The sequence below is a fragment of the Streptomyces sp. NPDC002754 genome, assembly GCF_053592315.1.
Genome location: NZ_JBSFVM010000025.1, coordinates 74,319 through 98,547 on the forward strand (window position 1 = coordinate 74,319; position 24,229 = coordinate 98,547).

Sequence of the window (24,229 nt, forward strand, 5' to 3'; positions counted from 1 at the left end):
GTCTGCAGGGGGACTTCTGCGTGAGTCGGCGTTAGTGCCGTTCGGCTTGGTGGCTCGCGTCCGTCCCGGTGAGGTGACGTGTGGTTCGGTTCAGAACAGCCCGTGCCACATCTGCTCGATGATCAGGGACCACCAGGTGTCCGGCTCCGACAGGGCGTTCGGGTCGATGGCCAGGAGGCGGGTCTGGAGGTCGGCGACGATGTTGCCTGCCAGGTACGGGTGCGCGTCGAGCATGTCGCCGCGTGTCGTGTGGAGGGTGGCGAGGGAGTACGCGAATGCGGCCACCGAGGAGTTCACGTACTGAAGGCTGCCGTCCAGGGGCATGGCCGCCCAGACCTGGCCGCTGTCGCGCTGCACCGTGATCACGAACATGCCGTCCGTGCCGATGCGCGTGTGTGTGGCGAGGGTGTCGGCCGCGGCGGGGGACAACTGGGCGCCCGTGCCGATGAGGTGGGTGCGGGCGTCCGCGAACATGCCGCCGATGACGGGTGGGACACCGGGCGCGTCCGTGTCCGCCAGGAAGAAGAGCGGGACGTCGGCAGGGAGGCCGGCGACCGTCAGCGTCGTGCGTGCCGCGTCGGGTAGCGGGGCCGTGGCCAGGAGTTGGGGAGCGTAACGGCGTACCTTCTGCTCGCCGAAGGCCTGTGTGAGCAGCGGGCCGAGCTGCGCGTCCGGCAGGACATGCGTGGGCGGTACGGGGTGGGGGAGCGGGGCGCGGGACGGTTGCGGTGGTGCCTCCTGGCCGGCGAGTTGGGCCATCAGTCGCGCGTGGGACGTGAGGGCGGTGATGCCCTCGGTGCGCGATGCCCGGTCCCGGCCGTAGGGGTGTGCGTGCGAGTGGGAGGCCTTCGGGAACGTGGACACCAGGACGTTCGCCGTGTAGCCGCCAGGGAAGTAGCCGGGGCACAGGTCGGTGTGGATCGCCACGACGTTTTCCACGGGCACCCGCAACTCGCCCAGCTGTGCCATGCCCTGGTACTCGGCCGGTGGCTTGCCGGGCGCCGAGGTGGCGGTGACGTAGGCCTCCTGGCCGGTGCGGGGGTCGACGTAGGTGAAGACCGCGGTGTTGCCAGGGCCCGTCGCCGGGTGGTCGGGTGGTGGGGAGGCGGGGGTGGGAGCGGGTGCTGCCTGGTCCGGCTGAGGGGTTGCCGCGGGCGGCGCGGGCGGCGCCAACGGGTAGTCCACCACTGTGGGTGTGCGCTGCGGGGAAGCGGGTGCCGGGGTGCCGGAGGTGGCCGAGGTGGCCGAGGTGCCGGCGGTGGCGGTGGCGGAGGCCCCCACGTCCTGGTTGGCGGAGCCCAACGCGCGCGCGTACTGCGCCAGTCCGTCCTCCTCGAACGCCGACGCCAGGATCTGTGCCCGCTGCTCCGGCCCCGCCTGCGTGCGCGTCAGCACCGGGGCGATTCGCAGATACGTACGTCCTGGAGCGGGCAGTGCCGCGCGCGTGCGCTCGTCCGCGGCGATCTCCTCCAGTGCGAAACGAAGCGCCACCGGGTCCGTGTGCACCAGCAGCCACGGGTCCTTGAGCAGGCGCGGCAGTTGGCCCGCGCCCAGGAGATGGCCGACGACGCCGTCTCGTACGTAGGGGTCGGCCTGCTCCCAGCCATCGTCGGGGACCCGCTCAAGGAGTTCCATCGCGAGGCACAGGTGTGCGACGCGCACGTCGGGCAGCGTGGCGCGGATCGCCTCGCCGAGTGCCGGGTGGGTGAGGGTGATGAGGGTGGGCGCGGTCGCGTCCTCGTCGTTCACCGTGGTGACGAACGGGCCGGCGAGGGACATCCCGTTGGCGATGTCCTGCGACAGGTCGCGCGCGGCCAGCGCTGAGGCCAACGGTGCCCACAAGGGGAGGGGTAGACCTTCACCCTCGGCCAGGGCGAGAGGGGTCAGCATCGCGCGCAGGGCGGCCGGGTCGGCACCGAGGCGTCGGGCGTGCATGTCGACGGTCTCGATCGGATGTGCGGGGAAGAGGGCCGGGTTGGGTGGTGCCTCGGGTGCCAACAGGTGGGCATTGACGGCCAGTTGGGCGGTGAGGCGACTGCCGCCCGTCCCCATCCCGGTCCCCGTTCCTGCTCCTGCTCCTGTCGCGATGCGCGTCGCAAGGTCATGTGCGAGGCGGGCCCGCAGCTGCGGATCCTCGGTGAACGGCAGCCGTGGCGCTCCGAAGTTCGGGTCGAGCGCGATCTGGGTCTGCAGGGTGAGGCCCTGGAGGTCGGCGTGCTCGGGTGCGTCGAGGTCGATGACCTGTGCCGTCCCGGCGGGGAGCGCCGATGCCATCTCGGCGGCCACCGCGTGCGGGACCTCGGCGAGGAGTCGTACGGAGGGGAGCCCCGCGAGCGGCAGCAGCAGCTCGCGCGCCATCCGCTCCGCCCCGCGACCCGCCCGTACGGGACCGGCCTCGTCCACATCGGGCACGACGATCACGCGCTCGGTGGCGCCGAAGGCCTCGTAGGCCTCCGCATCGCGCGCGACGTCGAGGCCGTAGTGGTCGGCGAGCAGCCACAGCACCTGCGCGGGCGTGCGTCCCGCGGCGCTCGGCACTGCTGGCGCGGGGAGCGGCGGCGGGACCGTCCACGGGTCGAGGCGCGCGAGGTCGATGCGCTCGCGGTGGCCGGGATCGCAGAGCATCAGGAAGCCGGTCAGTAGGCGCGAACTGCCGCACCCCGGTGAGCCGGTGAGGAGCGCGACGCGCGGCGCTTCCGGCACGGCGGCCCGCCAGGCGGCGAGCGCGCGCAGGGCGGAGGCGCGGCCGCCGATGAACGGATGCGGCTCATACGCGACCTGCTGCGGCGGCGCGGCCATGGGGTGCTGCTGTGCCGCTCCCGGCGCTCCCGGCACTCCCATGGGGCTGTTCTGCCAGCTCACGACTCTCCCTGGTTCCCCGTCTTCACGTGCCTGTCCACCTTACGGGCGAGCTCTGACAGTGGTGCGGGCGCGGCCGGTGGGACTGTTCTGTTGTCGGTCCGGCTTGTTAAACTCCGTGCAAAATTACGTCTGTTGAGGTGCACGGGGTCCTGTGTCCTGCGGATGTACGGCGACACGGGGGAGATGCCGCCATGGCGATGATGCTGCCGGACGAGTTGGCGTGGATTCTGGAGATGTTGGGCTTCGATTGGCCGACGGCCAATGAGGACCACATGATGCAGTGCGCGCAGACGTGGCGGGATTTCGGGGCGCAGGTCGGGGACGTTCAGGTGTCTGCGATGCAGTCGGCCGGGAATGTGACGTCGGAGAATTTCGGCGAGTCGATCGACGCGTTCGTGGAGAAGTGGGACAAGTTCTCGGGCGGGTCGGGGTATCTGGACGATGCCCGGCAGGCGGCCGAGGTGATCGCGGGTGTCTTCGAGGTCGCGGCGATGCTGATCATCGGGATGAAGATCGCGGTGATCATTCAGCTGATTGTGCTGGCGATCCAGATCGCGGTGGCGGCGGCGACGGCGGTGGTCACGTTCGGGTTGTCGGGGGTGGCGTCGGCGGCGATGACGCAGGTCTCGCGGGTCGCGATCCGCAAGATTTTGAAGGAGGCGGCGCAGGCGCTGATGGAGGCGGCGCTTGAGGCGGTGAAGGAGCCGTTCGTCTCCGCGCTGGAGGAGATGAGCAAGGACCTGGTCGCGCAGACGGTGAACCAGAACTTCGGTGCGCAGGACGGGTACAACCTGGGGCGTACCGCGGATGCGGGCAAGACGGCGGTCGAGGACGGGTTCAAGAACTTCGGCTCTACGTTGGGTGAGTCGCTGCGGGACGGGGGTGCGGGGCGGGCCGGGGCGCATGCGCGGGGTGGGTTGGACAGTGCGGCGGGGAACTCGTCGTCGTCGGGTGGGGTGGATGGCGGCGGGGCGAGTGCCGGGTCTGCGTCCGGTGGTGGGTCCGGGGTCGGCTCAGGCGGTTCAGGTTCCGGGTCCGGGTCCGGTGGTTCAGGGGCTGGCTCCGGGGCCTCCGGGTCCGGGGGTGACGCGGGCGGAGGCGGTACGTCCGGTGCTTCGGCCTCCGGGGGAACCGGCGGTACCGGCGGCGCGGGAACAACAGGCAATGGCAGTACGGGAGTCGGAGGGCAGGCAGGTTCGAACGGTGACGACGGACCGACCCCTGCGTCGACTCCCTCCCCTGCGTCGACTCCTTCCCCGGCGCCGTCGTCCGACCGGCCGCTGACCCCGTTCGACGCGGGCTACAACGAGCAGCGGGACGCGGCGCAGGCCTCCACGTCGACCGATATCGGAGGCTCCCCAGGCCCCTCGAGTACACCGGATTCCTCGCCCGGATCGGGGTCCACGCCGGACGCCGCATCGTCGTCCGGAACGCCGGACGTGTCGACGGGTACGGACGCGCAGCGCAATGGCGGCGAGACGGCCACGCCCGCGCCCGCGCCCGCCGCGCAGTCGGAGCGACCCTCCTCGGACCAGCCCTCCTCGGTGCCGCACGCGCGCGTGGATGCGGACGCGGCCACGCCGTCGCCCGCGCCGACCCCCACGCCGGATGCGACGCCGCCGGTCGGGCAGTCCGACCCGTCCCACGGCATCAACACGGCATCGGAGAGCGCCACCCCGACCCAGGAGTCCAACGGCCCTGCCGCACAGACCGCTTCGCCCGACCGCGGCAACGATCCGTCCACCGCGACGGACCCGCGTACCCAGGCCCAACAACCCATGACGACGGCGACGTCGGTGGGCACCCCCACGCCCACCGACGCCTCGTCACCCACCTCCACCTCCGCGACGTCGAGCTCCATACCAAGTGCGAGCACCGGTGTCGGTGCCGGTGCCCACACCGGCTCCGACTCGTCCTCGCGTACGTCGTCCAGCCCCACGTTCCACACGCAGAGCGCCACGGCCACGGAGGCCCACGCCCCGACCCGCCCCGCACCCACGGCGAACCCGACGCCCACCGGCGACCAGAGCCCCGCCGCACCGACGCCGAACCAGACGCCGAACGTCGCACCGACCGCGACCCCGGGCCCGGTCACGAACACCCCCACCACGCCGAATCAGGGCCCGTCGCGCCAGCCCAACCCCACGACCCCCACGACGAATCCCCGTACGGACGCACCCCGTACCGAGACCCCCCAACGCACAACACCCACGCCGACCCGCCGCCCCGAGCCGACGACCCCCTCGACGCCCCGCCCCAACACCCCCACCAACAACAGGCCCGGCACCACCAACACCCCGAACCAGCCCGGCCTCTCCGCCACACCGAACCAGACGCCCAACCAGCCCTCGAATCAGACTCCGGGCCAGGCTCCGAGCCAGACGCCGAATCAGGCTCCGAGCCAGACGCCCAACCAGACCCCGAGTCAGACGGCGAACCCGGCCCCGAACCAGCCCGCGAACCAGACGCCGAACCCGGCCCCGAATCAGACTCCGGGCCAGACGCCGAACCAGGTTCCAGGCCAGACCCCGCACCAGCCGGCGAACCCGGCCCCGAACCAGAAGCCGGATCAGGCTCCGAGCCAGACACCGCATCAGCCTGCGAACCAGAACCAGAACCAGAACCAGAACCAGAACCAGAACCAGAACCAGGACCAGAACCAGGTGCCGGTCCAGGTCCCGATTCAGACCCCGAACAACAATCCCGGCACCCAGCCGCCCAGTTCGAACGGCCACCCCGCCCCCGCGCAGGAGCCCTCGGACACCACACCCCCCAAGCAGGACCAGTCGGCCCCTCTCTCGCAGGGCCGGAGCCTCCAGCAGATCCGCGACAGCCTCAACCACGCCCCCCACGGCCTGCTGACGCCGGACCCCGCCCACCAGCAGGCCCTGGCGGACGCCGTCCCCCGCAACGAGGACGGCACCCCGCAACGCCACCCCGACCCCAACGGCGAATGGGCCCAACTCCAGAACGACGGCGGTCTCCAGGAGCCGGGCCGTTCCAACAACTGCCTCGACAACGCCCGCGCCGGCCTGTCGACCTGGTTCGGCGACCCCCAGGTCTCCGCACCCCGCACCCCTGACAAGAACGATGACGGCACGCTCGACCGGATGTCGCCCGAGCGCGACTCGTACAACAACCTCGACGCCTGGGCAGGCCGCCCCCAGATCTGGGCCGGCGCCGACCACCCCGGCCCCTACGCACGAATAGCCCACCACCTCCAGGAGGCCGGCCCCGGCTCCGCCGCCGTCGTCGGCGTCCAATGGCCCGGCGGAGGCGGACACGCCTTCAACGTCTACAACCACAACGGCAACATCATCTGGGTCGACCACCAGACCGGCGAGGTGAGCCCCAACCCCCTCCACACCGGCGCCGCCGGCGTCCGCTACGTCCCCTTCGACCCCAACGGCCAGACCATGGACGCCCCATGGGAGAAGAAGGACGACACGGAGAAGGAGGAGGACCAGAAGCAAGACGACTCGCAGTCGCAGGGGGACCAGAAGCAAGATGACTCTCAGCCGCAGGAAGGCCAGAAGCAAGACGAGGGCCAGGCGCAGGAAGACCAGAAGCAAGACGAGGACCAGCCGCAGTCGCACCAGAGCCCGACAGCGAACCAGGCCGGTGACTCCCCGCAGAGCGATTCGACTCCCGCCACTCCCACGACGCCGAGCCCCCATGGCGACACCCCGGCCAATGGCCCGAGCCCCGAATCCATGGCTGCGGCCACGCCCCCGGCCGGCTACGGCGCGGCGTCCTCCCAAGCCGAGGGCAACGGTTCCCCGCAGGCCCACCCGGCCACCTCAGGCACGCCCCAGTCGGGCAACACCAACATCACCAGCCCTGAACAATCCGCCGGCCCCCCCGGCGCGGACCACGGCAATGTCACCCCGCCGAAAGGCCCCGGGCTCGTACCTCATCCCGACGACTCGGATCCCTACCTGGAGCGAGAGGGACCTGCAATTCTCCGCCCCACGACTTCCGGCGATGCGAATTCTCCGGGGCTTCCCCCCGACCCGGCGCAGCAGGCTCTTCGCGCCCGCAACCCCGTGTTCCAGGTGAGACACGAACGAGTCGACGAGCAGATCGAAAAGTGGGCCGACCCGAACCACCCCGACGCCAACGACGGTGTCAGCCCCCTTGCGAATGTCCTTGGGCGGACGGCGGGTCAGACGCCCGATGGCACCCCCATGACATTCGACCGCGAGCGGCTCAGGCTGGCTCTCCCAGGCTTTGACAGTCTGAACCGCGGCGAGCAGATGCATGTCGTGAGTAGTTTGGCGCGACTCAGTCACACCTTCCACGAGCGGCACGGCGTGGGCGGTTACAAGGAGTCCCCCGATCGCACGGTCTCGGCAGCAGCCGAGAATCGTAGGGAGGCCAAGAAGACGGACGGTAACGACCTGGCCAATAAGCACGGCCTGGGTGGTTCTCCCCATGTCCCCGACCTCAGTGAGAAGAACTATGCTGTCATTGAAGTCGACAACGGAAACGGGGAAATAGAGTACGTAGTCGACTCCTCCATACCGACGGGCTCTCCCGGGGAAATATCGGCGCGTCATTCAGAAGACCATCTCATGCAGTGGGTCGAGGAAAGAAACCGCCGGGACGGAAACAGTGATCGAAAGATCGTCGGCCTCTACACCGAGCGTGAACCTTGCGGAAATAAAAAGGGTGGCCGAGGGTCCTCGAACTGCTCGACCCTGCTGAAGAAGAACCTCGCAGCCGACGTGCCGATCTATTACAGCTCCACGTATCGCGTGGACAGTGAAGCCGTGGCCGACAGGCGAGAGATCCGCGCCGATGTTCAAAGGGTCGCCCGTGAGATGATTGCCCAGGAGCATGGGGTGAAGGGTGGGAAAATGGACAGGGCGGACCTTAACGCTCTTGCGTCCGGGGTGGACGATCTGAGTCCGAAAACTCCCGCAGAAGAGCGGATGGATGAGGAGTTCAGGGGGCGTGTCCTGTCCAAGGTCGAGAATTTGTACGCCGCCCTGGCCCAGCAGCTCGATACGCAGAACGAGAAATGATGCAACGTCGGGGAGTTTCAGTTGCCTGAAGGTGTATTTCCTGAAAGTGTCCAGGAGTTCTTGAGTTCGGACATCAGTGCCCTGCTCGCGTCCGCCGAGCGTAGTTACGCCCCCCGGTCGCAACTCCCGCTCCCCGTCCACTACGCCTTGCAGCTGTGGCTGGCCGGCGTGCGTCCTGAGGGCCGGGGGGAGTGGGCTGCGTGGTTGCATCTGGCCGCCACGGCCCACGGCGATACCGAAGTGGCTGCCGAAATCGACGGCTTGCCGACAGCGCTCCCCTGGCGCGTGCGTTGGCATCACTGGCGGCCGCCGGGGGCCGTATCGTTCGACGGCTGGCTCCCCGGCCCGATCGAGCAGGTCGAACCAGCTCCCGCGGACTGGTCCCCGGGCGGGCGCCCCGCCGTGATCGGACGCGAGTACGTCTCCGATGAGTCGCCCCACTGGGGCTGGGACGCGGAGAGCGGTCGGCCGCTTGCGGGGCCCAGTACCGGTCCTCTGCCTGCCCCTGGGCAGTCGCGTCCCATTGGCACCTTCAACGAGTTCACGCTGCCGCTCTGGACGGATCTTGGTGGCCTGTCGCGGCGCCTGCCGCTCGTTACGGGGCATCTACGCATGGACGGCCTCACCGGCCTCACGATCTACTGCTCGCCCGGCGGCGTGTTCGCCATCGAGTCCGCCATGGCCGACCCGCTCACCGCAGCGTGCACAAATCCTCCGGAGAAGCCGGAGACGCGTACCTTCCCCTGCGACGTGGTGCCCGGTTTCGACGCCGGGACGTACGGCAGGCACCCGGACTACCCCGCCTTCGAGGCCGCGGACTTTCACCGCGTCCCCCCGGTGGATCTTCCTACGGGCATGGGTGACCATGCGAGCCGGGAGACCCTCGTCGAGGTCGGTGTCCCGGCCTTCCGGTGCCACCCGCTGGAGCTGACACCGCCATCCCGGCGGCCGCACGCTTCCACCGACGAGGACGACGACACCAACGACCTTCTTCCCATCGGCTCGCTGGAAGGCGGAACGCTTGTCATCGAGGGCTCCACTGGGGTCGTCTACCGCCTGCCGCCCGGTTCCGACGGCACCTGGCTCGGCCCCTGGCACCCGGACGAGGACATCGACGCCCCGGAACGAACCACCCCATCGTTCGAGGCGGTCAACACTCTTGAGGACGTCGAAGGCCCCGAGGACGACAAGTACGTCACATGGATCGCCCCCAACCTCGCCACGTTCCTCACCTTGGCGTCCAGGTACATCGGCATCCGCTCCCAACTTCGCATGACCACAAGCCGTTTGGAGCTCGACACGCTGTCAATGCGGATCGAGGTCGGCCTCGGCAGCGCTGTCCCCATGGCGATGTTCAGCTGGTGGACGGCGACGCTCAAGAGCGTCATGTGAGCAGCGAGGGCCGGCCCGTGCTGGGGAGCTGGATCTGGGTGGGCATCACCGGTACCACTAGTTGTCCAGGGGCAGGGCGGAGAACCGGCAGTCATGTACGAGAACGTCACCGCGGAGACAGCGGTCGAGCGCATTGTGGCCTGGCGGCAGCCCAACGAGAGCCGTTCCCCGGCCGAGCTGCGCGAGTGGGCGCTACAGGCGCTCACCCTCGCGCAGTCGTTCTCGGCTTCTGTAGAGGTGTGGCGTCAACTCTCCCGTCTGCTCAATGGGGGTGAGCTGGAGCTGCCCCTGGACGTATCGGAGATCTCGGTCGCCGAGGACGGCCGTGTCTGGTTCGGCGATTGGTCGCGTCGAGACGAACTGGCAGCCGCGGTGGATCGCGGGCACGCCCGTCGGGTCCACGCTGAGATGACCCAGTGGCTGCGGGACCGGCTCGACGAGACGGCGAACGGCGTGGGGCGCTACGCCGTCCTCGCGTTGGCCAGGCACGCCGCGCGGGGTGGGCGGTATGGCGAGTCCTTCCACGAACTGGCGCACGATGCGGCGCTGTTGGCGAAGCTCTCGCCGCACAGCCTCATCGAGGCGGACGGGGTGGTGCGCGCAAACCTCGATGCCGTACGGATGGATCCAGCCTTCCGCGACCGATTCGCCGCCTGGTCGGCCCCCTCGTTGGCCAGCTGCGCGAGCGACCTGGAGACGGCCGGCCTGCGCACCTTCGAGTTCGACGAATGGGCGTCCTGGCTGGCCCTGGCGGCGCAGGCGCAGGGCGACGAGGCGACGGCGGAGGCCGTGACCGATGCGCACCCGGACCGGCCGTGGGTGGTGCGCTGGGCGCACTGGCGGCCGCCGGGCGTCGTCGACCCGCGGCGGGTGTTCCCCGGCCCGGTGACTGGGCTGGAACTCGCGCCCGAGGGCTGGGATCCGGAGGGCCGGACGGCGGTCGTCGCGCGGGACGACACCCGACCGACGCCGCGTTACTGGGTGTTCGACGCGGCCACGGGCGACGTGCTCGCCGGCCCGTGGACCGGCTCCGTGCCTGCCTTCGGGGAGCGTGAACCTTCGTGGCAGGGCGGGGGCGGCCGGTTGCGGGCGTGGGCCGCGTTCGACCCGTTCCCGGCGGAGCCGGGCCTTGTGCGGGCCCGGCTGGAGGTGGGAGAGCTGGTCGTGGTGGCGTCGACCGGCGGGATCTTCGCGGCCAAGGCCACCGACCCCGAACGGTTCGAAGACGGGTTCCGGGGGCCGCGGACCGTGGACGAGGGCGACGAGTTCGACGAGGACGAGGACTGGGACGACGACCTCGATGCCGATGACGGTGATGAAGACGACCTCCTCGGTTTCGCCATGCCGTCCCCGAACACGGCCGCGCTGATCGACGTACTGCCGTGCCATATCGCCCCCGGACAGGCGGACTTCCCATCGTCCCCGGACTCGGTATTCGGTACGCAGTCCATGACCCGCCTCCCCGAATCACACCTCCCCGAGGACCTCACTGCCCCCCACGCCCGCCACACCCTGACCGTGACCGGCCTGCCGGCCCTGGCGGCCGCCGAGATCCACCTGGGCGTCGACTCAGAGGCCGAGGCATCGCTTCAGCGCATCCGTGACCTGCCCCTGTACGCGCTGGGCGACTGGAACGGTGGCCCCATCGCCGTACACGCGAGCACCGGCCGGGTCTACCGCCTGCCCCGCCACGACAACTGGACCGAGACGGACCTGCCTGACGACGCCCCACCCGCCGACGACTGGGACCCCGACTGGGATTCGGGCAAGTGGAACGTCGACTACGAGGCCCCCCACCTCATGGCTGAGAACCTGGACGTCTTCGTCCGCCTCGTCACGACCTGGGCCGTCCTCCGGGGCCACTTCCCGATGGCGTACACGCAAGGCGAACTCTTCGGTCTGCGCGACGAGTTGGAGGACCGGCTGCGGGCCATCAGCTCGCACGCAGCGCACAGCTGGTGGACCGAGGGGCTGCAAGAGGTCATCTGAGTGCCGGCCGTCGTCGCCCGTCTTCGCACCCCTTCAAAGGAGTGGGTGGAGACGTGCACCGACGAGACGGGGGCCTTGTTTCCCGTGGCTGGGACCACGCCGCCGGCATGGCCTCCGCGCACGAGTTCGCCTCGGCCGCCCACGCGGGCGCCGCGATCGCGCTGCTCGCCGCCGTCGTCAAGGAAATGGAGCGGCTCGACGAGCTCGAGGACGACGACGTACGCGAGGAGGCCCTGGAAGCAGCCCTCCAGGAGTTCGGGGACTTCGTCGAGGCACTACCGCGAGACCTGGGCGGCGCCCACTTCTGGGAGGCCGCCACCAACAGTCTCGCCGACCACTTCGAGCCGTAACGTCGGACGGGCTCGGGATGAGCCGCCTACCGCCGGTCGGTTAGGGTCGCGGGCATGACACGTACGGGTGGAGACGGCACCGGCCTGCAGTGGGAGGCGGACTTCTCGCGGAAGTGGGAGACCGAGCTTCCTCCGGAGGAGCGCGCGCTCGCCGAGGAGCAGGCGAGGGTCACCGAAGTGGCGCGGCGTGAGCGGCTGCGGGGGATCGTGTGCGCGGCCGTCTTCCTCGCGGCAGCCGTCGCGGCGCTCATCGGTCAGGCGGTCGGCGACGCCGGCGCGGTCGCGCTGGGCGCCAACGCCGTGGGCGTGGTCGGAGCCTGCGGCGCGCTGTGGCTCGCGTTGCGGAGCACGGGTGGCATGGGCCGTCAGGGGCTGTGGCTGATGGTCGGCGCGCTGCTCGTCATCGGGGTGGGGCAGGCGGTCTGACCCGCGCATCGGCCCCGCCCGGCAGCAGACCCGCCCTCACGTCATCTTGCTGATGTGGGACTCGGTGGTGCCACCGGCACCCGCCGCGAAGTCCACGTCGTTCTGTTCCTGGCGGATCAGCTGCTCGTTGAAGGACTCGTTCTCGTCGTGGTTCTTGGCCATCGCGCCGAGCGCGCCGCCGATGTTCGTCAACTCCTGCGCGAGGTGCTGCATCGACTCGAACATGCCGGTCTGCAGGCCCTCGTAGGCGATGCCGAACTTCTCGCCGATCTCGTCGTCGCCCCACGGCGGCATGTCCGCCTTGTCGGCGAAGCTCGTCAGGCCCTGGACGAAGCCCTCCACCTGGCCCTTCTCGGGCGCGGGGGCCTCGCCGCTGGTGGGGGCGCAGGCGTTGACGGAGGCCAGGCCGTTCTGGAGGGCCGCCGCGGCCTTGGCGAACTGGGCGCCCAAGTCATGGAAGTTCGTGCCTTCCTTGGCCAGGGACGTCGTATCGGTACGGAATCCTTCGCGGGGCATGAGGGTCCTCTTGGGTGGTGGTCAGTGCGTCAGAACAAGCCGTGCCACATCTGCTCGATGATCACCGACCACCAGTTGCCTGCGTCGTCGAAGCACGTGGGGTCGAGCGCGATCAGGCGGGCCTGGAGGTCGGCGACCGCCGCACCCGCCTCGTACGGATTCATGCCCACCATGACGTCGCGGGTGGTGGCGAGCGTGGCGAGGCAGTGCGTGAACGTGCCGACCGACGCGTTGACGTAACGGCCGCTGCCCGTGGCCGGGTTGGCCGCCCATACGCTGCCGGCCTCCTGCTGCACCGTGATCACGTACTGGCCGTCCGTGCCGATCCGGGTGTGCGCGGTGAGGATGTCGACGGCCGCGGGGGACAGCTCGGCCCCGAGTTCTCGCAGGTGGGTCGCCGCATCCACGAACAGGCCGCCGCGCGGCGGGTTCTCGGGCCGGTCCGCCGTGAAGAAGAAGCGGACGTCGGCGGGGAGCCCGGGGCTTGCGAGGGAGGCGCGCGCGGCGTCGGGGAGCGCGGCCGAAGCGAGCAGTTCCGTCCCGTAGCGCTGCACAGGAAGCTTCCCGGGGAGCTCGGGGGGCAGGGGCGGCGCCGAGGCCGTCGGCGCAGGCAGCGGTACGCGATGCGGGCGCGGCGGCGGCGCCTGGCCCGCGAGCCGCGCCATCGACTCCACCTGCGCGGTGAGCGTGGCGACGCCCTCGGCGCGCTCGATCGGGTCCGCACCGTACGGATGGCTGGAGGAGAGGGCGGCGTTCGGGAATCCGACCCTGAGCGCGTCCAGCGTGTAGCCGCCCGGCAGGGAGCTGGGGCTGAGGTCGGTGTGGACCGCCACCACATAGTCCGCGGGGATGTCTGCGCGGCGCAGGTCCGACCACGCCTGGTACTCGACGTGCGGCAGGCCGGGGCCCGAGACGCGCGTCAGGTACGTCTCCTCGCCCGTGCGCGGGTCGACGTACGTGAACACGGCGGTGTTGCCGGGGCCGGTGACGGCGGGGGAGCCGGCGCCGGCCGGTTGTCCGGCCTGCCGTTCTTCCTGGTCGTGCGTGGTCACGGCTGGGTCTCCATCGGACGGGGGCGGTGAACGGTCAGGGAAGGCGCCGTACGCAAAGTCTAGTGCCGCCCGGTGACAGTGGGCAGAGCGAGATCCGGCGGTGCCCGCGTCAGCCGTCAGCCCCGCCCAACCTCCCGCCGATAAAGGCTGATCGCCGAGTCCGGCGGGAAGTTCGGGACGTACATCGTCGAACCGTCGGCCTTCGAGACGACCAGGTGGCTGCCTCCGTACGAAGGCGGCTCGGTCGGCGCGAAGGTCGCGTAGACCAGGAAGCCCAGGTCGAACTCCTGGACGTTGAGCGTCGCCGGGGTGCCGTCCGCGCACAGCGGCTGGAACGTCGTCCGGGCGATCGCGAGCGCCTCGTCGGTGGTGCGGGGCGGCGGCTGGGGCGGGGTGCTCAACTCTCGTCTCCCTCAAGTCGGTTCGGGTAAAAGAGTACGGCGCCGGAGATCGGTCGAGCCGATCCCCGGCGCCGTACGGTACGCAAGCGCTACGCGGCCGTCAGTTGCTGCGCATCGGCAGCCACGCCGTCTGCACCAACTGCGCCCCGCCCTTGCGGGTGACGAGCATGCCTCGGCCCGGAGGCAGACGCATCGGCTTGAGCGGTCCGAAGATCTGGCCCTCCGCCGGGTCGCCGGACAGCACCAGGCCCGTCGCGCCGAGCTCCTTCATGCGCTGCATGACCGGCTCGAAGGACGAACGCGCCGCACCGGAGGAGCTGCGCGCGATGATGATGCGCAGGCCCAGGTCGCGGGCGAACGGCAGGTACTCGAGGAGCGACTGGAGCGGGTTGCCGGAGCTGGTGGCCACCAGGTCGTAGTCGTCGACGATGATGAACGCGTCCGGCAGGTCGTACCAGGAGCGATTGCGCAGCTGCTCCGGCGTGACGTCAGGACCCGGCATACGGCGTCCCATGGAACCCGCCAGGCTCGTGACGACCTCCTGGAGCTGCGGTCCCGAAGCACAGTACTTATAGAGGTGCGACTCGGGCATCTCGCTCAGGTGCGCGCGCCGGTAGTCGCCGACGACGATGAGCGCCTTGTCGGTCGCGTACCGCTCGGAGATCTGCTTGGCGATCATCCGCAGAACCGCCGACTTGCCGGACTCGGACTCTCCGTAGACCACCATCAGCGGGTCGGTCTCGAAGTCGATGAACGACGGCGACAGCGTCGTCTCGTCGACACCGATCGCGACGCCCCGCTCGGGGAAGTCGTTGCCCTTGGGGACCTCGCTGATGTGCAGCTTGGTCGGCAGCATCCGCACCGGCGGAGCCGGCGGGCCCTGCCAGTGTTCGGAGACCGTCGTCACCATGTGCTCGATGGCCTGGCCGAGCGTCTCCACGTCGGAGGAGGCGTCGATCCGGGGCAGCGCGCCGAGCGAGCTGAGCTTGTCGGGCGTCAGACCGCGGCCGGGCATGCCGAGCGGCACGGCCTCCATCTTCTTGCGGTCGAACTCCGACTCCATCGGGTCACCGAGCTTCAGCTCCACCCGGTTGAGGAGCTGGTCGCGCAGGGCGGGCCTGACCTCGGTGTAGCGGCCGGAGCCGATGACCAGGTGGACGCCGAAGCCGAGGCCGCGCGAGGCCAGGTCGAGGATGACCGGGTCGAGCTGCTCGTAGTCGGTCTTGAAGGCGGCCCAGCCGTCGATGACGAGGAAGACGTCGCCCCACCGCTGGTCCGGGTACTGCCCGGCCGCGCGGCGCGTGCGGTACGTACCGATCGAGTCGATGTTGTTGGCGCGGAAGAACTCCTCGCGCTCGTTGAGGATGCCGCGGACCTCGGCGACCGTACGGCGCACCTTCTCGGAGTCGAGGCGCGAGGCGGCGCCGCCGACGTGCGGCAGCCCCTCCATCGCGAGCATGCCGCCGCCACCGAAGTCCAGGCAGTAGAACTGCACTTCGGCCGGGGTGTGGGTGAGCGCGAACGAGGTCATGATCGACCGGATCAGCGTCGACTTGCCGGACTGCGGACCACCGACCACGAGACCGTGACCGGACGAGCCGGAGAAGTCCAGGTACTGGATGTCGCGGCGCTGCTCGAACGGCTTGTCCACCAGCGCCATCGGCACGACGAGCTTGCCGGTCGCCGGGTAGTCGGCCGAGTGCAGGCCGCGCTCCGGAGTCGTCGACAGCGGCGGGAGCAGCGAGTCCACCGAGGGGGACTCCTCGAGCGGCGCCAGCCACACCTGGTGGGCGGGCGGGCCCTGGCCGACGATCCGCGCCACGATCACGTCGAGGACGGTGTCCGCGAGCGCGTCGTCGACCTGGTCGGGAACGACCTCGGGCTCCGGCTCGTGGATGATCTGCTCGGCGACGGGCGCGGCCGTGAAGAGCACCGGCTGCCGGTGGGTGCGCGAGCCGCCGCCACCGCCGCCACCGGCGCGGTAGACGCCACCGACGTACGCCGCCTTGAACTGGATCATCGTCTCGGTGTCGTACTTGAGGATGCCCGAGCCGGGGACGTTCGGCAGGTGGTACGCGTCCGGGACACCGATCGCGGTACGGGACTCGGCGGCCGAGAACGTACGCAGACCGATCCGGTACGAGAGGAAGGTGTCCAGGCCGCGGAGCTTGCCCTCCTCCAGGCGCTGCGAGGCGAGCAGCATGTGCACACCCATGGAACGGCCGATGCGGCCGATCTGGATGAACATCTCGATGAAGTCCGGGCGTGCGGTGAGGAGTTCGGAGAACTCGTCGAGCACCATGACGAGGGACGGCAGCGGGTCCAGCGGGGCGCCGGCCGCGCGGGCCTTCTCGTAGTCCGTGATGTTCGCGTAGTTGCCCGCCGAGCGGAGCAGCTCCTGGCGGCGCTGGAGCTCACCGGTGATCGAGTCGCGCATGCGGTCGATCAGCGTGAGGTCGTCGGCCAGGTTGGTGATCACGGCGGCGACGTGCGGGAGTTCGGACATGCCCGCGAAGGTCGCGCCGCCCTTGAAGTCGGCGAGGATGAAGTTCAACGTCTCCGATGAGTGCGTCACGGTGAGGGCGAGCACGAGCGTGCGGAGCACCTCGGACTTACCGGAACCGGTGGCGCCGACACACAGGCCGTGCGGGCCCATGCCCTCCTGCGAGGCCTCCTTGAGGTCGAGCATGACCGGCTGCCCGTCGCGGTCGATGCCGAGCGGCACCCGGAGCCGCTCGTGCAGCGTGCGCGGCCGCCAGGTGCGCCCGACGTCCACGGAACCGGCGTCGCCGATGCCCATGAGCTCGGTGAAGTCCAGGTTGGCGAGGAGTGGTTCGTCACCGTCCGCCGAACCGGCGCGCAGCGGCGCGAGCTGGCGCGCGAGCGCCTCGGCCTCGGTGAGCGACAGCGTGTCGCAGACGCCGGTGTACTGGGTGCCGCCCTGCGACTCGAGCAGCAGGCTGCCCGGCTGGACCTGCACGGACAGCGAGCCGCGCAGTTCCTCGACGATGCCGGGGACCACCTCGACGATGGTGACGCCCTGCAGACCCTCGGCGCCCGCGATGAGCGAGTCGTCGGGGATGTCGCCGCCGTCCATGACGACGACGAGGTGCGGCTGGTCGACGACCGGTGTGCCCTGCGGGTTGAACCGGCCGCGGCCCTCCAGCTCGTCGGCGAGCATCTCCTCGACCTCGCCGAGGTCCTGCACGATCACCCGCTGGGAGCCGGCGCCGTCCGTGCTGCTGTGCTGCACGTGCGGCAGCCACTTCGTCCACTCCCACTCGGCCATCGCGCCGGGCGACGCGACGACGACGACCCGCAGGTCCTCGGGCGAGTGCAGGGTGCACAGTTGGGCGATCAGCGCCCGGGCGGCCCCGTACGTGGTGTCCGGATCACCCGAGACGCTCACGTGGTAGAACGAGCGCAACGACACGGCCAACGGCAGTGTCTCCAGCGTGCCGTGGGTCTCCAGGAACGACTTCATCGCGTGCGCGGTGAGCGGCTCCAGCTCGTCGAGCGGCGCGGTCTCCGGCGCCATCAGCGGTGTCGCCAGCTGCTGCGGGCCGAGCCCGAGCCGCACCTGCGTGAAGTCCGAGTCGCTCGACCGCCGTTCCCACACCCGGCGGCCCTCGGCGACCAGCGCCCACAGCTGCTCGGGGTTGGGGTGCAGGAAGTACTGCCCGTCGCGCTGCATGCGTGCGGTGGTCCGCACGTCACGCCGGACCTGGGTCAAGTACTTGAGGTAGTCCTGGCGTTCCTGAGCCATCTCGGCCCCGCCGCCCTGCCGCGCCTTGACCAGCTGTGCAAGGGCCATGGCCAGGGTGGAGACGATCATGACGCCACCCATGATCTTCATGATCGACTGGCCCGAGGTGAAGAAGAACGCCGAGGACGTGCCCATGCCCAGCATGGGCAACAGGCTCATCATCAGGTTCTGGTCCTCGGCCCGCGCCAGCTCCGGCGGCGGCTCGAGACGCACCTCGTCCGTCGGTACATCGGGTGGCAACACCCGAGGCGGTCGCTTGACGATGACCACGCTCACCGAAGCACCAGTCCTTAAATCTTCAGTCGTCGATAAGTTCAGCGCGCACGCATCACGAATGTCGTGCACGTCGGGACATGTCGGACCGCCCCCGTTACTGGCGGTTCCCCCAGGCCGAAGGCAAAGAGCTCCGGCGTGACCCGTGATCCTACTGACTCTCGTCAAGTGCCGGGGCCTGTGGGGTGAGATGGGCTCAGGACGCTACGCTGTCGCACCGCGCGTGACGCCGCCCGGACGCCGCGCCGCCGCACCGATACCACATCAAGCCATGACATTAGGGGGAACCGAAAGGTGAGCACCACAGCTCTTGCCGGTGGCGGAACCGGCTTCTGCCGGGTCACCGTCGCCGCACCGGACGCACGTATCGATGTGGCCCTGCCCGAAGATGCCGCGCTGGCCGACATCTACCCGGAGATCCTCCAGCTCTCCGGGCAGAGCCAGGCCGAGGGCGACCCCACCGGGTACCACCTGGTCCGCCGGGACGGCACCGTCCTCGACGCCGGCCGCTCGCTCGCCGACCAGCGGGTCCTCGACGGCGACGTACTGCTGCTGCGCCCGTTCTCCGAGTCGCTGCCCGCGGCCGTGTTCGACGACGTGTCCGACGCGGTCGCCTCCGCGGTCCGCCGGGACCGGCGCCGCTGGAGCGACGGCCTGATGAGCGTCGTCGGCCTCGGCGCCGGCGTCCTGCTGCTGACGCTGATGGCGTTCGCGCTCTGGTTCTCGAACCCGATCGACCGTGACATGCACAGCCTGCCCGGCATCATCGCCGGTGTCGTCGGCATCCTGCTCGTGACCTTCTCCGTGGTGCGCGCGCGGGTGTACGACGACCGTGCCGCGTCCACCTCGCTGGGCCTCGCCGCCCTGCCGCACCTGCTGATCGCGGGCTCGGGGATCTTCCCGACCGAGGACGGTTCGGGTCCGGGCCGGCTGCAGCTGCTGTCCGGCTGCGTCGTGGTGCTGATCGCCGCCGCGCTGCTCGTGGTGCTGCTGCCGCACGGCGACGCCGTGTTCGTCGCCGCGGCCCTCGGCTCGGCCGTCGGCGCGCTGGCCACGTTCGGCGCACTGGTCACCGAGGCCTCGCCGAGCGAGGTCGCCGCCGTCACCGCGGTCGTCGCGATCATCGCGATGGCCTGGCTGCCCGGCATGTCCGCCCGCTCCGCCCGGCTGCCCATCGGCTACCGCTCGCCGGACCAGATCTCCCAGGGCCGCGACTTCGGACGGGACGAGGAAGAGCACATCGACTTCGACCGCATCGGTGCCCAGGTCCGCCGCGCCCACGAGCTGCTCCTCGGCCTCGTCATCGGCTGCGCGGCCCTCGCCGTCGCCTCGGCCGGTGTGGTCCTCGGCTTCTCCGACGACGTGTGGGCGCAGCTGCTCGCCCTGGCCGCCGGCCTCGCCGTCATGCTGCGCGCCCGGCTGTTCGACTACACCGCGCAGGTCGCGTCCCTGGTCGTGGGCGGCCTGCTCATTCTCGGTCTGCTGATCCTCGGCGTGACCCTGAACACCCCGCACTCCCTCCTGCAGAGCTTCATCCAGGGCGACAGCGCCCCGCTCAACATCCACATCCTCTGGTTCGCCGCCGCGATCGGCGGGGGAGCGGCCCTGCTCGTGGTCGTCGGCCTGTCTGTGCCGCGCAAGGGCGTCTCCCCGTTCTGGGGTCGCATGCTCGACCTGTTCGACGGCTTCGTGCTGCTGACCCTCGTACCGCTGTGCCTCGCGGTGCTCGGCCTCTACACACAGGTGCGCAGCATGGTCGGCTGAACCGTGGCCCGGTCGGCCGCCGTCAGGGCGGCCTCCGGGCGGCTGGTACGCTGTGTGACGGCCGTTTGTGTACGCGCCCCCGGTAATGCAGGACATTCCTGGGGACAGCGCCCAGCGGATCCCCGCCTCCCGAGTTGTGGAAGCTCTCCTGAGATTTAGACCAGGGGCACTCGGCGGCAATCAGACTCTACGAGGAGTAAGCGTGGCTCTCGACACCGCTACGAAGAAGCAGATCATGACCGAGTTCGGCACCAAGGAGGGCGACACCGGCTCTCCCGAGGTCCAGGTCGCCATGCTCTCCCGCCGCATCTCGGACCTGACCGAGCACCTCAAGACGCACAAGCACGACCACCACTCGCGTCGTGGCCTGCTCATCCTGGTCGGTCAGCGTCGCCGCCTGCTGCAGTACCTGGCCAAGAAGGACATCCAGCGCTTCCGTGCTCTGGTCGAGCGCCTCGGCATCCGCCGCGGTGCGGCCGGCGCCCGATAAAGACGCTGTGAGAGGGGGCGGTTCCCGATTGCGGGGGCCGCTCCCTTTGCCGTACGTGGGCACTGTCACCGAGACTTTGTAGTCTGGTGACGTACGACCACACATATGAGGAGAAGCGCCACCTCGCCGCCGCCGGTCCTCGGTAGTGGCCCCCGGAGACGCAAGAGGATCCCCGGGAGCTTCGATCGAAGACCGGCCCGCACCCAAGGCGCGCTTCTCCGTTCCGTCCCTCGGCCACACGGGCCGTGCAGGACAAAAGACGCATTCAGACGAAAGTAAACGGAGAAAACGCTAGTGGAGAACGAGACCCACTACGCCGAGGCCGTCATTGACAACGGCTCCTTCGGCACCCGCACCATCCGCTTCGAGACGGGCCGGCTCGCCCGCCAGGCCGCCGGCTCCGCCGTCGCCTACCTCGACGACGACACCATGGTGCTCTCGGCCACCTCGGCCTCGAAGAACCCCAAGGAAAACCTCGACTTCTTCCCCCTCACGGTGGACGTCGAAGAGCGGCAGTACGCGGCCGGCAAGATCCCCGGCAGCTTCTTCCGCCGCGAGGGCCGCCCCTCCGAGGACGCCATCCTCACCTGCCGCCTCATCGACCGCCCGCTGCGCCCGTCCTTCAAGAAGGGCCTGCGCAACGAGATCCAGGTCGTCGCCACGATCATGGCGCTCAACCCCGACCACCTGTACGACGTCGTGGCGATCAACGCCGCGTCCGCGTCCACGCAGCTGGCCGGTCTGCCCTTCTCCGGCCCGGTCGGCGGCGTCCGCGTCGCGCTGATCAACGGCCAGTGGGTCGCGTTCCCGACGCACACCGAGCTCGAGGACGCCGTCTTCGACATGGTCGTCGCCGGTCGCGTCCTTGAGGACGGCGACGTCGCGATCATGATGGTCGAGGCCGAGGCCACCGACAAGACCATCCAGCTGGTCAAGGGCGGCGCCGAGGCGCCGACCGAGGAGGTCGTCGCCGCCGGTCTCGACGCCGCGAAGCCCTTCATCAAGGTCCTCTGCAAGGCCCAGTCGGACCTCGCCGCGAAGGCCGCCAAGCCGACCGCCGAGTTCCCGATCTTCCTGGACTACCAGGACGACGTGCTCGAGGCCCTGACCGCCGCGGTCAAGACCGAGCTCTCCGCCGCCCTCACCATCCCGGGCAAGCAGGACCGCGAGGCCGAGCTGGACCGCATCAAGGGTCTGGCCGCCGAGAAGCTGCTCCCGCAGTTCGAGGGCCGCGAGAAGGAGATCTCCGCCGCGTACCGCTCGCTGACCAAGTCCCTGGTCCGTGAGCGCGTCATCAAGGAGAAGAAGCGCATCGACGGCCGCGGTGTCACCGACATCCGCACCCTGGCCGCCGAGGTCGAGGCCATCCCGCGCGTGCACGGCTCGGCCCTGTTCGAGCGTGGCGAGACCCAGATCCTGGGCGTCACCACGCTGAACATGCTGCGCATGGAGCAGCAGCTGGACACCCTTTCGCCGGTGACCCGCAAGCGCTACATGCACAACTACAACTTCCCGCCGTACTCCGTCGGTGAGACGGGCCGCGTGGGTTCCCCGAAGCGCCGCGAGATCGGCCACGGCGCGCTCGCCGAGCGCGCGATCGTGCCGGTCCTGCCGACGCGCGAGGAGTTCCCCTACGCGATCCGCCAGGTCTCCGAGGCCCTCGGTTCCAACGGCTCGACGTCGATGGGCTCCGTCTGCGCCTCCACCATGTCGCTGCTGAACGCCGGTGTGCCGCTGAAGGCCCCCGTCGCCGGTATTGCCATGGGCCTGATCTCGCAGGAGATCAAGGGCGAGACGCACTACGTCGCCCTCACCGACATCCTCGGTGCGGAGGACGCCTTCGGTGACATGGACTTCAAGGTCGCCGGCACCAAGGAGTTCGTGACCGCGCTCCAGCTGGACACGAAGCTCGACGGCATCCCGGCCTCCGTCCTGGCCGCCGCCCTCAAGCAGGCCCGCGACGCCCGCCTCCACATCCTCGACGTGATGATGGAAGCGATCGACGTCCCGGACGAGATGTCCCCGAACGCCCCGCGGATCATCACGGTCAAGATCCCCGTGGACAAGATCGGTGAGGTCATCGGCCCGAAGGGCAAGATGATCAACCAGATCCAGGAGGACACCGGCGCCGACATCACGATCGAGGACGACGGCACCATCTACATCGGTGCCCAGCAGGGCTCGCAGGCCGAGGCCGCCCGCGCCACGATCAACGGCATCGCCAACCCGACCATGCCGGAGGTCGGCGAGCGCTACCTGGGCACCGTCGTGAAGACGACGACCTTCGGTGCGTTCGTGTCGCTCATGCCGGGCAAGGACGGACTGCTGCACATCTCGCAGATCCGCAAGCTCGCCGGCGGCAAGCGCGTGGAGAACGTCGAGGACGTCGTCGGCGTGGGCCAGAAGGTCCAGGTCGAGATCGCCGAGATCGACTCCCGCGGCAAGCTCTCCCTGATCCCCGTCATCGAGGGTGAAGAGGGCGACGAGGCGAAGGACGACACCGACAAGTGACGTCCCGTAGCACCCAGGCGACGGCCCGCACCTCTTCGGAGGGGCGGGCCGTCGCCCGTACCCAAACCCTGATCAAGGGCACAGACGGCATCGGCACGGTCCGCAAGACCACGCTGCCGAACGGCCTGCGCATCGTCACCGAGACCCTCCCCTCGGTCCGCTCGGCCACCTTCGGCATCTGGGCGCACGTGGGCTCGCGCGACGAGACACCGACGCTGAACGGAGCGACGCACTACCTGGAGCATCTGCTCTTCAAGGGCACCAAAAAGCGCAGCGCGCTGGACATCTCGGCCGCCATAGACGCGGTCGGCGGCGAGATGAACGCCTTCACGGCGAAGGAGTTCACGTGCTACTACGCGCGCGTGCTCGACACCGACCTGCCGCTCGCCATCGACGTCGTCTGCGACATGCTGACCGGCTCGCTCATCGAGGAGGCGGACGTCGACGCGGAGCGCGGCGTGATCCTCGAAGAGATCGCGATGACCGAGGACGACGCGGGCGACGTCGTGCACGACCTGTTCTCGCACACGATGCTCGGCGACACCCCGCTCGGCCGCCCGGTCCTCGGTTCGGTCGACACGATCAACGCGCTCGGCCGGGGCCAGATCACGCGCTTCTACAAGAAGCACTACGACCCGACGCACCTGGTCGTGGCCGCGGCCGGCAACGTCGACCACGACAAGGTCGTACGCCAGGTCCGCGCCGCCTTCGACAAGGCGGGAGCCCCGCAGGCCCCCGCCGCACCGGTCGCTCCGCGCTCCGGCCGCAAGACCCTGCGCGCCGCCGGGCGCATGGAGGTCCTCGGCCGCAAGACCGAGCAGGCCCACGTCATCCTCGGCATGCCGGGCCTCTCCCGCACGGACGACCGCCGCTGGGCGATGGGCGTGCTCAACACGGCGCTCGGCGGCGGCATGTCGTCCCGCCTGTTCCAGGAGGTCCGGGAGAAGCGCGGGCTTGCGTACAGCGTGTACTCGTACACGTCGGGCTTCGCCGACTGCGGCCTCTTCGGTGTGTACGCGGGCTGCCGGCCCAGCCAGGTGCACGACGTGCTGAAGATCTGCCGCGAGGAGCTGGACCAGGTCGCGCAGCACGGCATCACGGACGACGAGATCAGCCGTGCCATCGGCCAGCTCGCCGGTTCCACGGTCCTCGGCCTCGAGGACACCGGGGCGCTCATGCACCGCATCGGCAAGAGTGAGCTGTGCTGGGGCGAGCAGATGTCGGTCGACGCGATGCTGGAGCGCATCGCGGCGGTGACCCCGGACGAGGTGCGCGCGGTCGCACGCGACATCCTGGGACAGCGCCCGTCCCTGTCGGTCATCGGCCCGCTCAAGGACAAGCAGGCATCGCGCCTGCACGAAGTGGTCGCGTAACAGCGTTGTCCGTATGCATTTCAGTACGCACTGAAGG

The 24,229-nt window shown here is 69.8% G+C and carries 16 protein-coding genes and 1 pseudogene; 10 read left to right on the top strand and 7 right to left on the bottom strand.

Going from position 1 to position 24,229, the window contains the following annotated elements; translation table 11 throughout:
• Positions 1-90: 90 nt before the first annotated feature.
• Positions 91-2,862, bottom strand: a complete 2,772-nt coding sequence (locus ACWD2L_RS32300; protein ID WP_351333656.1) for an SUKH-4 family immunity protein — start codon at positions 2,860-2,862, stop codon at positions 91-93.
• 275 nt (positions 2,863-3,137) lie between these two features.
• Here ACWD2L_RS32300 and ACWD2L_RS32305 point away from each other — a divergent pair.
• Positions 3,138-3,410: pseudogene (locus tag ACWD2L_RS32305) on the top strand (WXG100-like domain-containing protein); the annotation flags it as partial.
• Here ACWD2L_RS32305 and ACWD2L_RS32310 read toward each other — a convergent pair.
• Together ACWD2L_RS32310 and ACWD2L_RS32315 are read right to left on the bottom strand one after the other, a co-directional pair.
• Positions 3,389-3,679, bottom strand: a complete 291-nt coding sequence (locus ACWD2L_RS32310) for a hypothetical protein (RefSeq protein ID WP_351333651.1) — start codon at positions 3,677-3,679, stop codon at positions 3,389-3,391. The pseudogene ACWD2L_RS32305 and the gene ACWD2L_RS32310 sit on opposite strands and share 22 nt — an antisense overlap.
• A gap of 483 nt (positions 3,680-4,162) precedes the next feature.
• Positions 4,163-4,957 (bottom strand): hypothetical protein, encoded by a 795-nt coding sequence (locus tag ACWD2L_RS32315; RefSeq protein ID WP_351333649.1) that lies wholly within the window; start codon positions 4,955-4,957, stop codon positions 4,163-4,165.
• 568 nt (positions 4,958-5,525) lie between these two features.
• Here ACWD2L_RS32315 and ACWD2L_RS32320 point away from each other — a divergent pair.
• The 5 genes from ACWD2L_RS32320 (at position 5,526) to ACWD2L_RS32340 (ending at position 12,046) form a co-directional block, all read left to right on the top strand.
• Positions 5,526-7,889 (top strand): toxin glutamine deamidase domain-containing protein, encoded by a 2,364-nt coding sequence (locus tag ACWD2L_RS32320; RefSeq protein ID WP_351333647.1) that lies wholly within the window; start codon positions 5,526-5,528, stop codon positions 7,887-7,889.
• A 612-nt stretch (positions 7,890-8,501) separates the two neighbouring features.
• Positions 8,502-9,281 carry an SUKH-4 family immunity protein gene (locus tag ACWD2L_RS32325; RefSeq protein WP_351333645.1) on the top strand — a complete coding sequence of 260 codons (780 nt, stop codon included), beginning with the start codon at positions 8,502-8,504 and terminating at the stop codon, positions 9,279-9,281.
• Positions 9,282-9,374: 93 nt separating this feature from the next.
• On the top strand, positions 9,375-11,270 hold the full coding sequence (locus tag ACWD2L_RS32330) for an SUKH-4 family immunity protein (protein WP_351333642.1): 1,896 nt from the start codon (positions 9,375-9,377) through the stop codon (positions 11,268-11,270).
• A 53-nt stretch (positions 11,271-11,323) separates the two neighbouring features.
• The gene (locus ACWD2L_RS32335; RefSeq protein ID WP_351333639.1) at positions 11,324-11,620 is read left to right on the top strand and encodes a hypothetical protein; all 297 of its coding nucleotides are present in this window, start codon (positions 11,324-11,326) and stop codon (positions 11,618-11,620) included.
• Positions 11,621-11,674: 54 nt separating this feature from the next.
• On the top strand, positions 11,675-12,046 hold the full coding sequence (locus tag ACWD2L_RS32340) for a hypothetical protein (RefSeq protein ID WP_351333637.1): 372 nt from the start codon (positions 11,675-11,677) through the stop codon (positions 12,044-12,046).
• Positions 12,047-12,082: 36 nt separating this feature from the next.
• Here ACWD2L_RS32340 and ACWD2L_RS32345 read toward each other — a convergent pair whose 3' ends face one another.
• From ACWD2L_RS32345 to eccCa, 4 genes are all read right to left on the bottom strand, one after another.
• Entirely contained in the window at positions 12,083-12,562 is a 480-nt protein-coding gene (locus ACWD2L_RS32345; protein WP_351333635.1) for a hypothetical protein, read from the bottom strand.
• A 29-nt stretch (positions 12,563-12,591) separates the two neighbouring features.
• Entirely contained in the window at positions 12,592-13,614 is a 1,023-nt protein-coding gene (locus ACWD2L_RS32350) for an SUKH-4 family immunity protein (protein WP_351333632.1), read from the bottom strand.
• Between the two features lie 116 nt (positions 13,615-13,730).
• Positions 13,731-14,015, bottom strand: coding sequence for a hypothetical protein (locus tag ACWD2L_RS32355; RefSeq protein ID WP_351333630.1), 285 nt, complete (start codon positions 14,013-14,015; stop codon positions 13,731-13,733).
• 100 nt (positions 14,016-14,115) lie between these two features.
• Positions 14,116-18,057 carry a type VII secretion protein EccCa gene (gene eccCa / locus ACWD2L_RS32360; protein WP_351333627.1) on the bottom strand — a complete coding sequence of 1,314 codons (3,942 nt, stop codon included), beginning with the start codon at positions 18,055-18,057 and terminating at the stop codon, positions 14,116-14,118.
• Between the two features lie 291 nt (positions 18,058-18,348).
• Here eccCa and eccD point away from each other — a divergent pair, with 291 nt between their 5' ends.
• The 4 genes from eccD to ACWD2L_RS32380 all read left to right on the top strand — a co-directional run bounded on the left by eccD (position 18,349) and on the right by ACWD2L_RS32380 (position 24,192).
• Positions 18,349-19,818, top strand: coding sequence for a type VII secretion integral membrane protein EccD (eccD, locus tag ACWD2L_RS32365; RefSeq protein WP_351333625.1), 1,470 nt, complete (start codon positions 18,349-18,351; stop codon positions 19,816-19,818).
• A gap of 202 nt (positions 19,819-20,020) precedes the next feature.
• Positions 20,021-20,308, top strand: a complete 288-nt coding sequence (gene rpsO / locus ACWD2L_RS32370; RefSeq protein WP_351333622.1) for a 30S ribosomal protein S15 — start codon at positions 20,021-20,023, stop codon at positions 20,306-20,308.
• 294 nt (positions 20,309-20,602) lie between these two features.
• Positions 20,603-22,819: a polyribonucleotide nucleotidyltransferase gene (locus ACWD2L_RS32375; protein ID WP_351333619.1), complete on the top strand. Its 2,217-nt coding sequence runs from the start codon at positions 20,603-20,605 to the stop codon at positions 22,817-22,819.
• Positions 22,816-24,192 (top strand): M16 family metallopeptidase, encoded by a 1,377-nt coding sequence (locus tag ACWD2L_RS32380; protein WP_351333616.1) that lies wholly within the window; start codon positions 22,816-22,818, stop codon positions 24,190-24,192. The genes ACWD2L_RS32375 and ACWD2L_RS32380 overlap by 4 nt, the downstream gene beginning before the upstream one ends.
• Positions 24,193-24,229: the final 37 nt, after the last annotated feature.

Coding starts and splice junctions, on each gene's coding strand:
- ACWD2L_RS32325 (WP_351333645.1), top strand. CDS start 8,502: ATGGACGGCCTCACCGGCCTCACGATCTACTGCTCGCCCGGCGGCGTG.
- ACWD2L_RS32330 (WP_351333642.1), top strand. CDS start 9,375: ATGTACGAGAACGTCACCGCGGAGACAGCGGTCGAGCGCATTGTGGCC.
- ACWD2L_RS32340 (WP_351333637.1), top strand. CDS start 11,675: ATGACACGTACGGGTGGAGACGGCACCGGCCTGCAGTGGGAGGCGGAC.
- ACWD2L_RS32345 (WP_351333635.1), bottom strand. CDS start 12,562: ATGCCCCGCGAAGGATTCCGTACCGATACGACGTCCCTGGCCAAGGAA.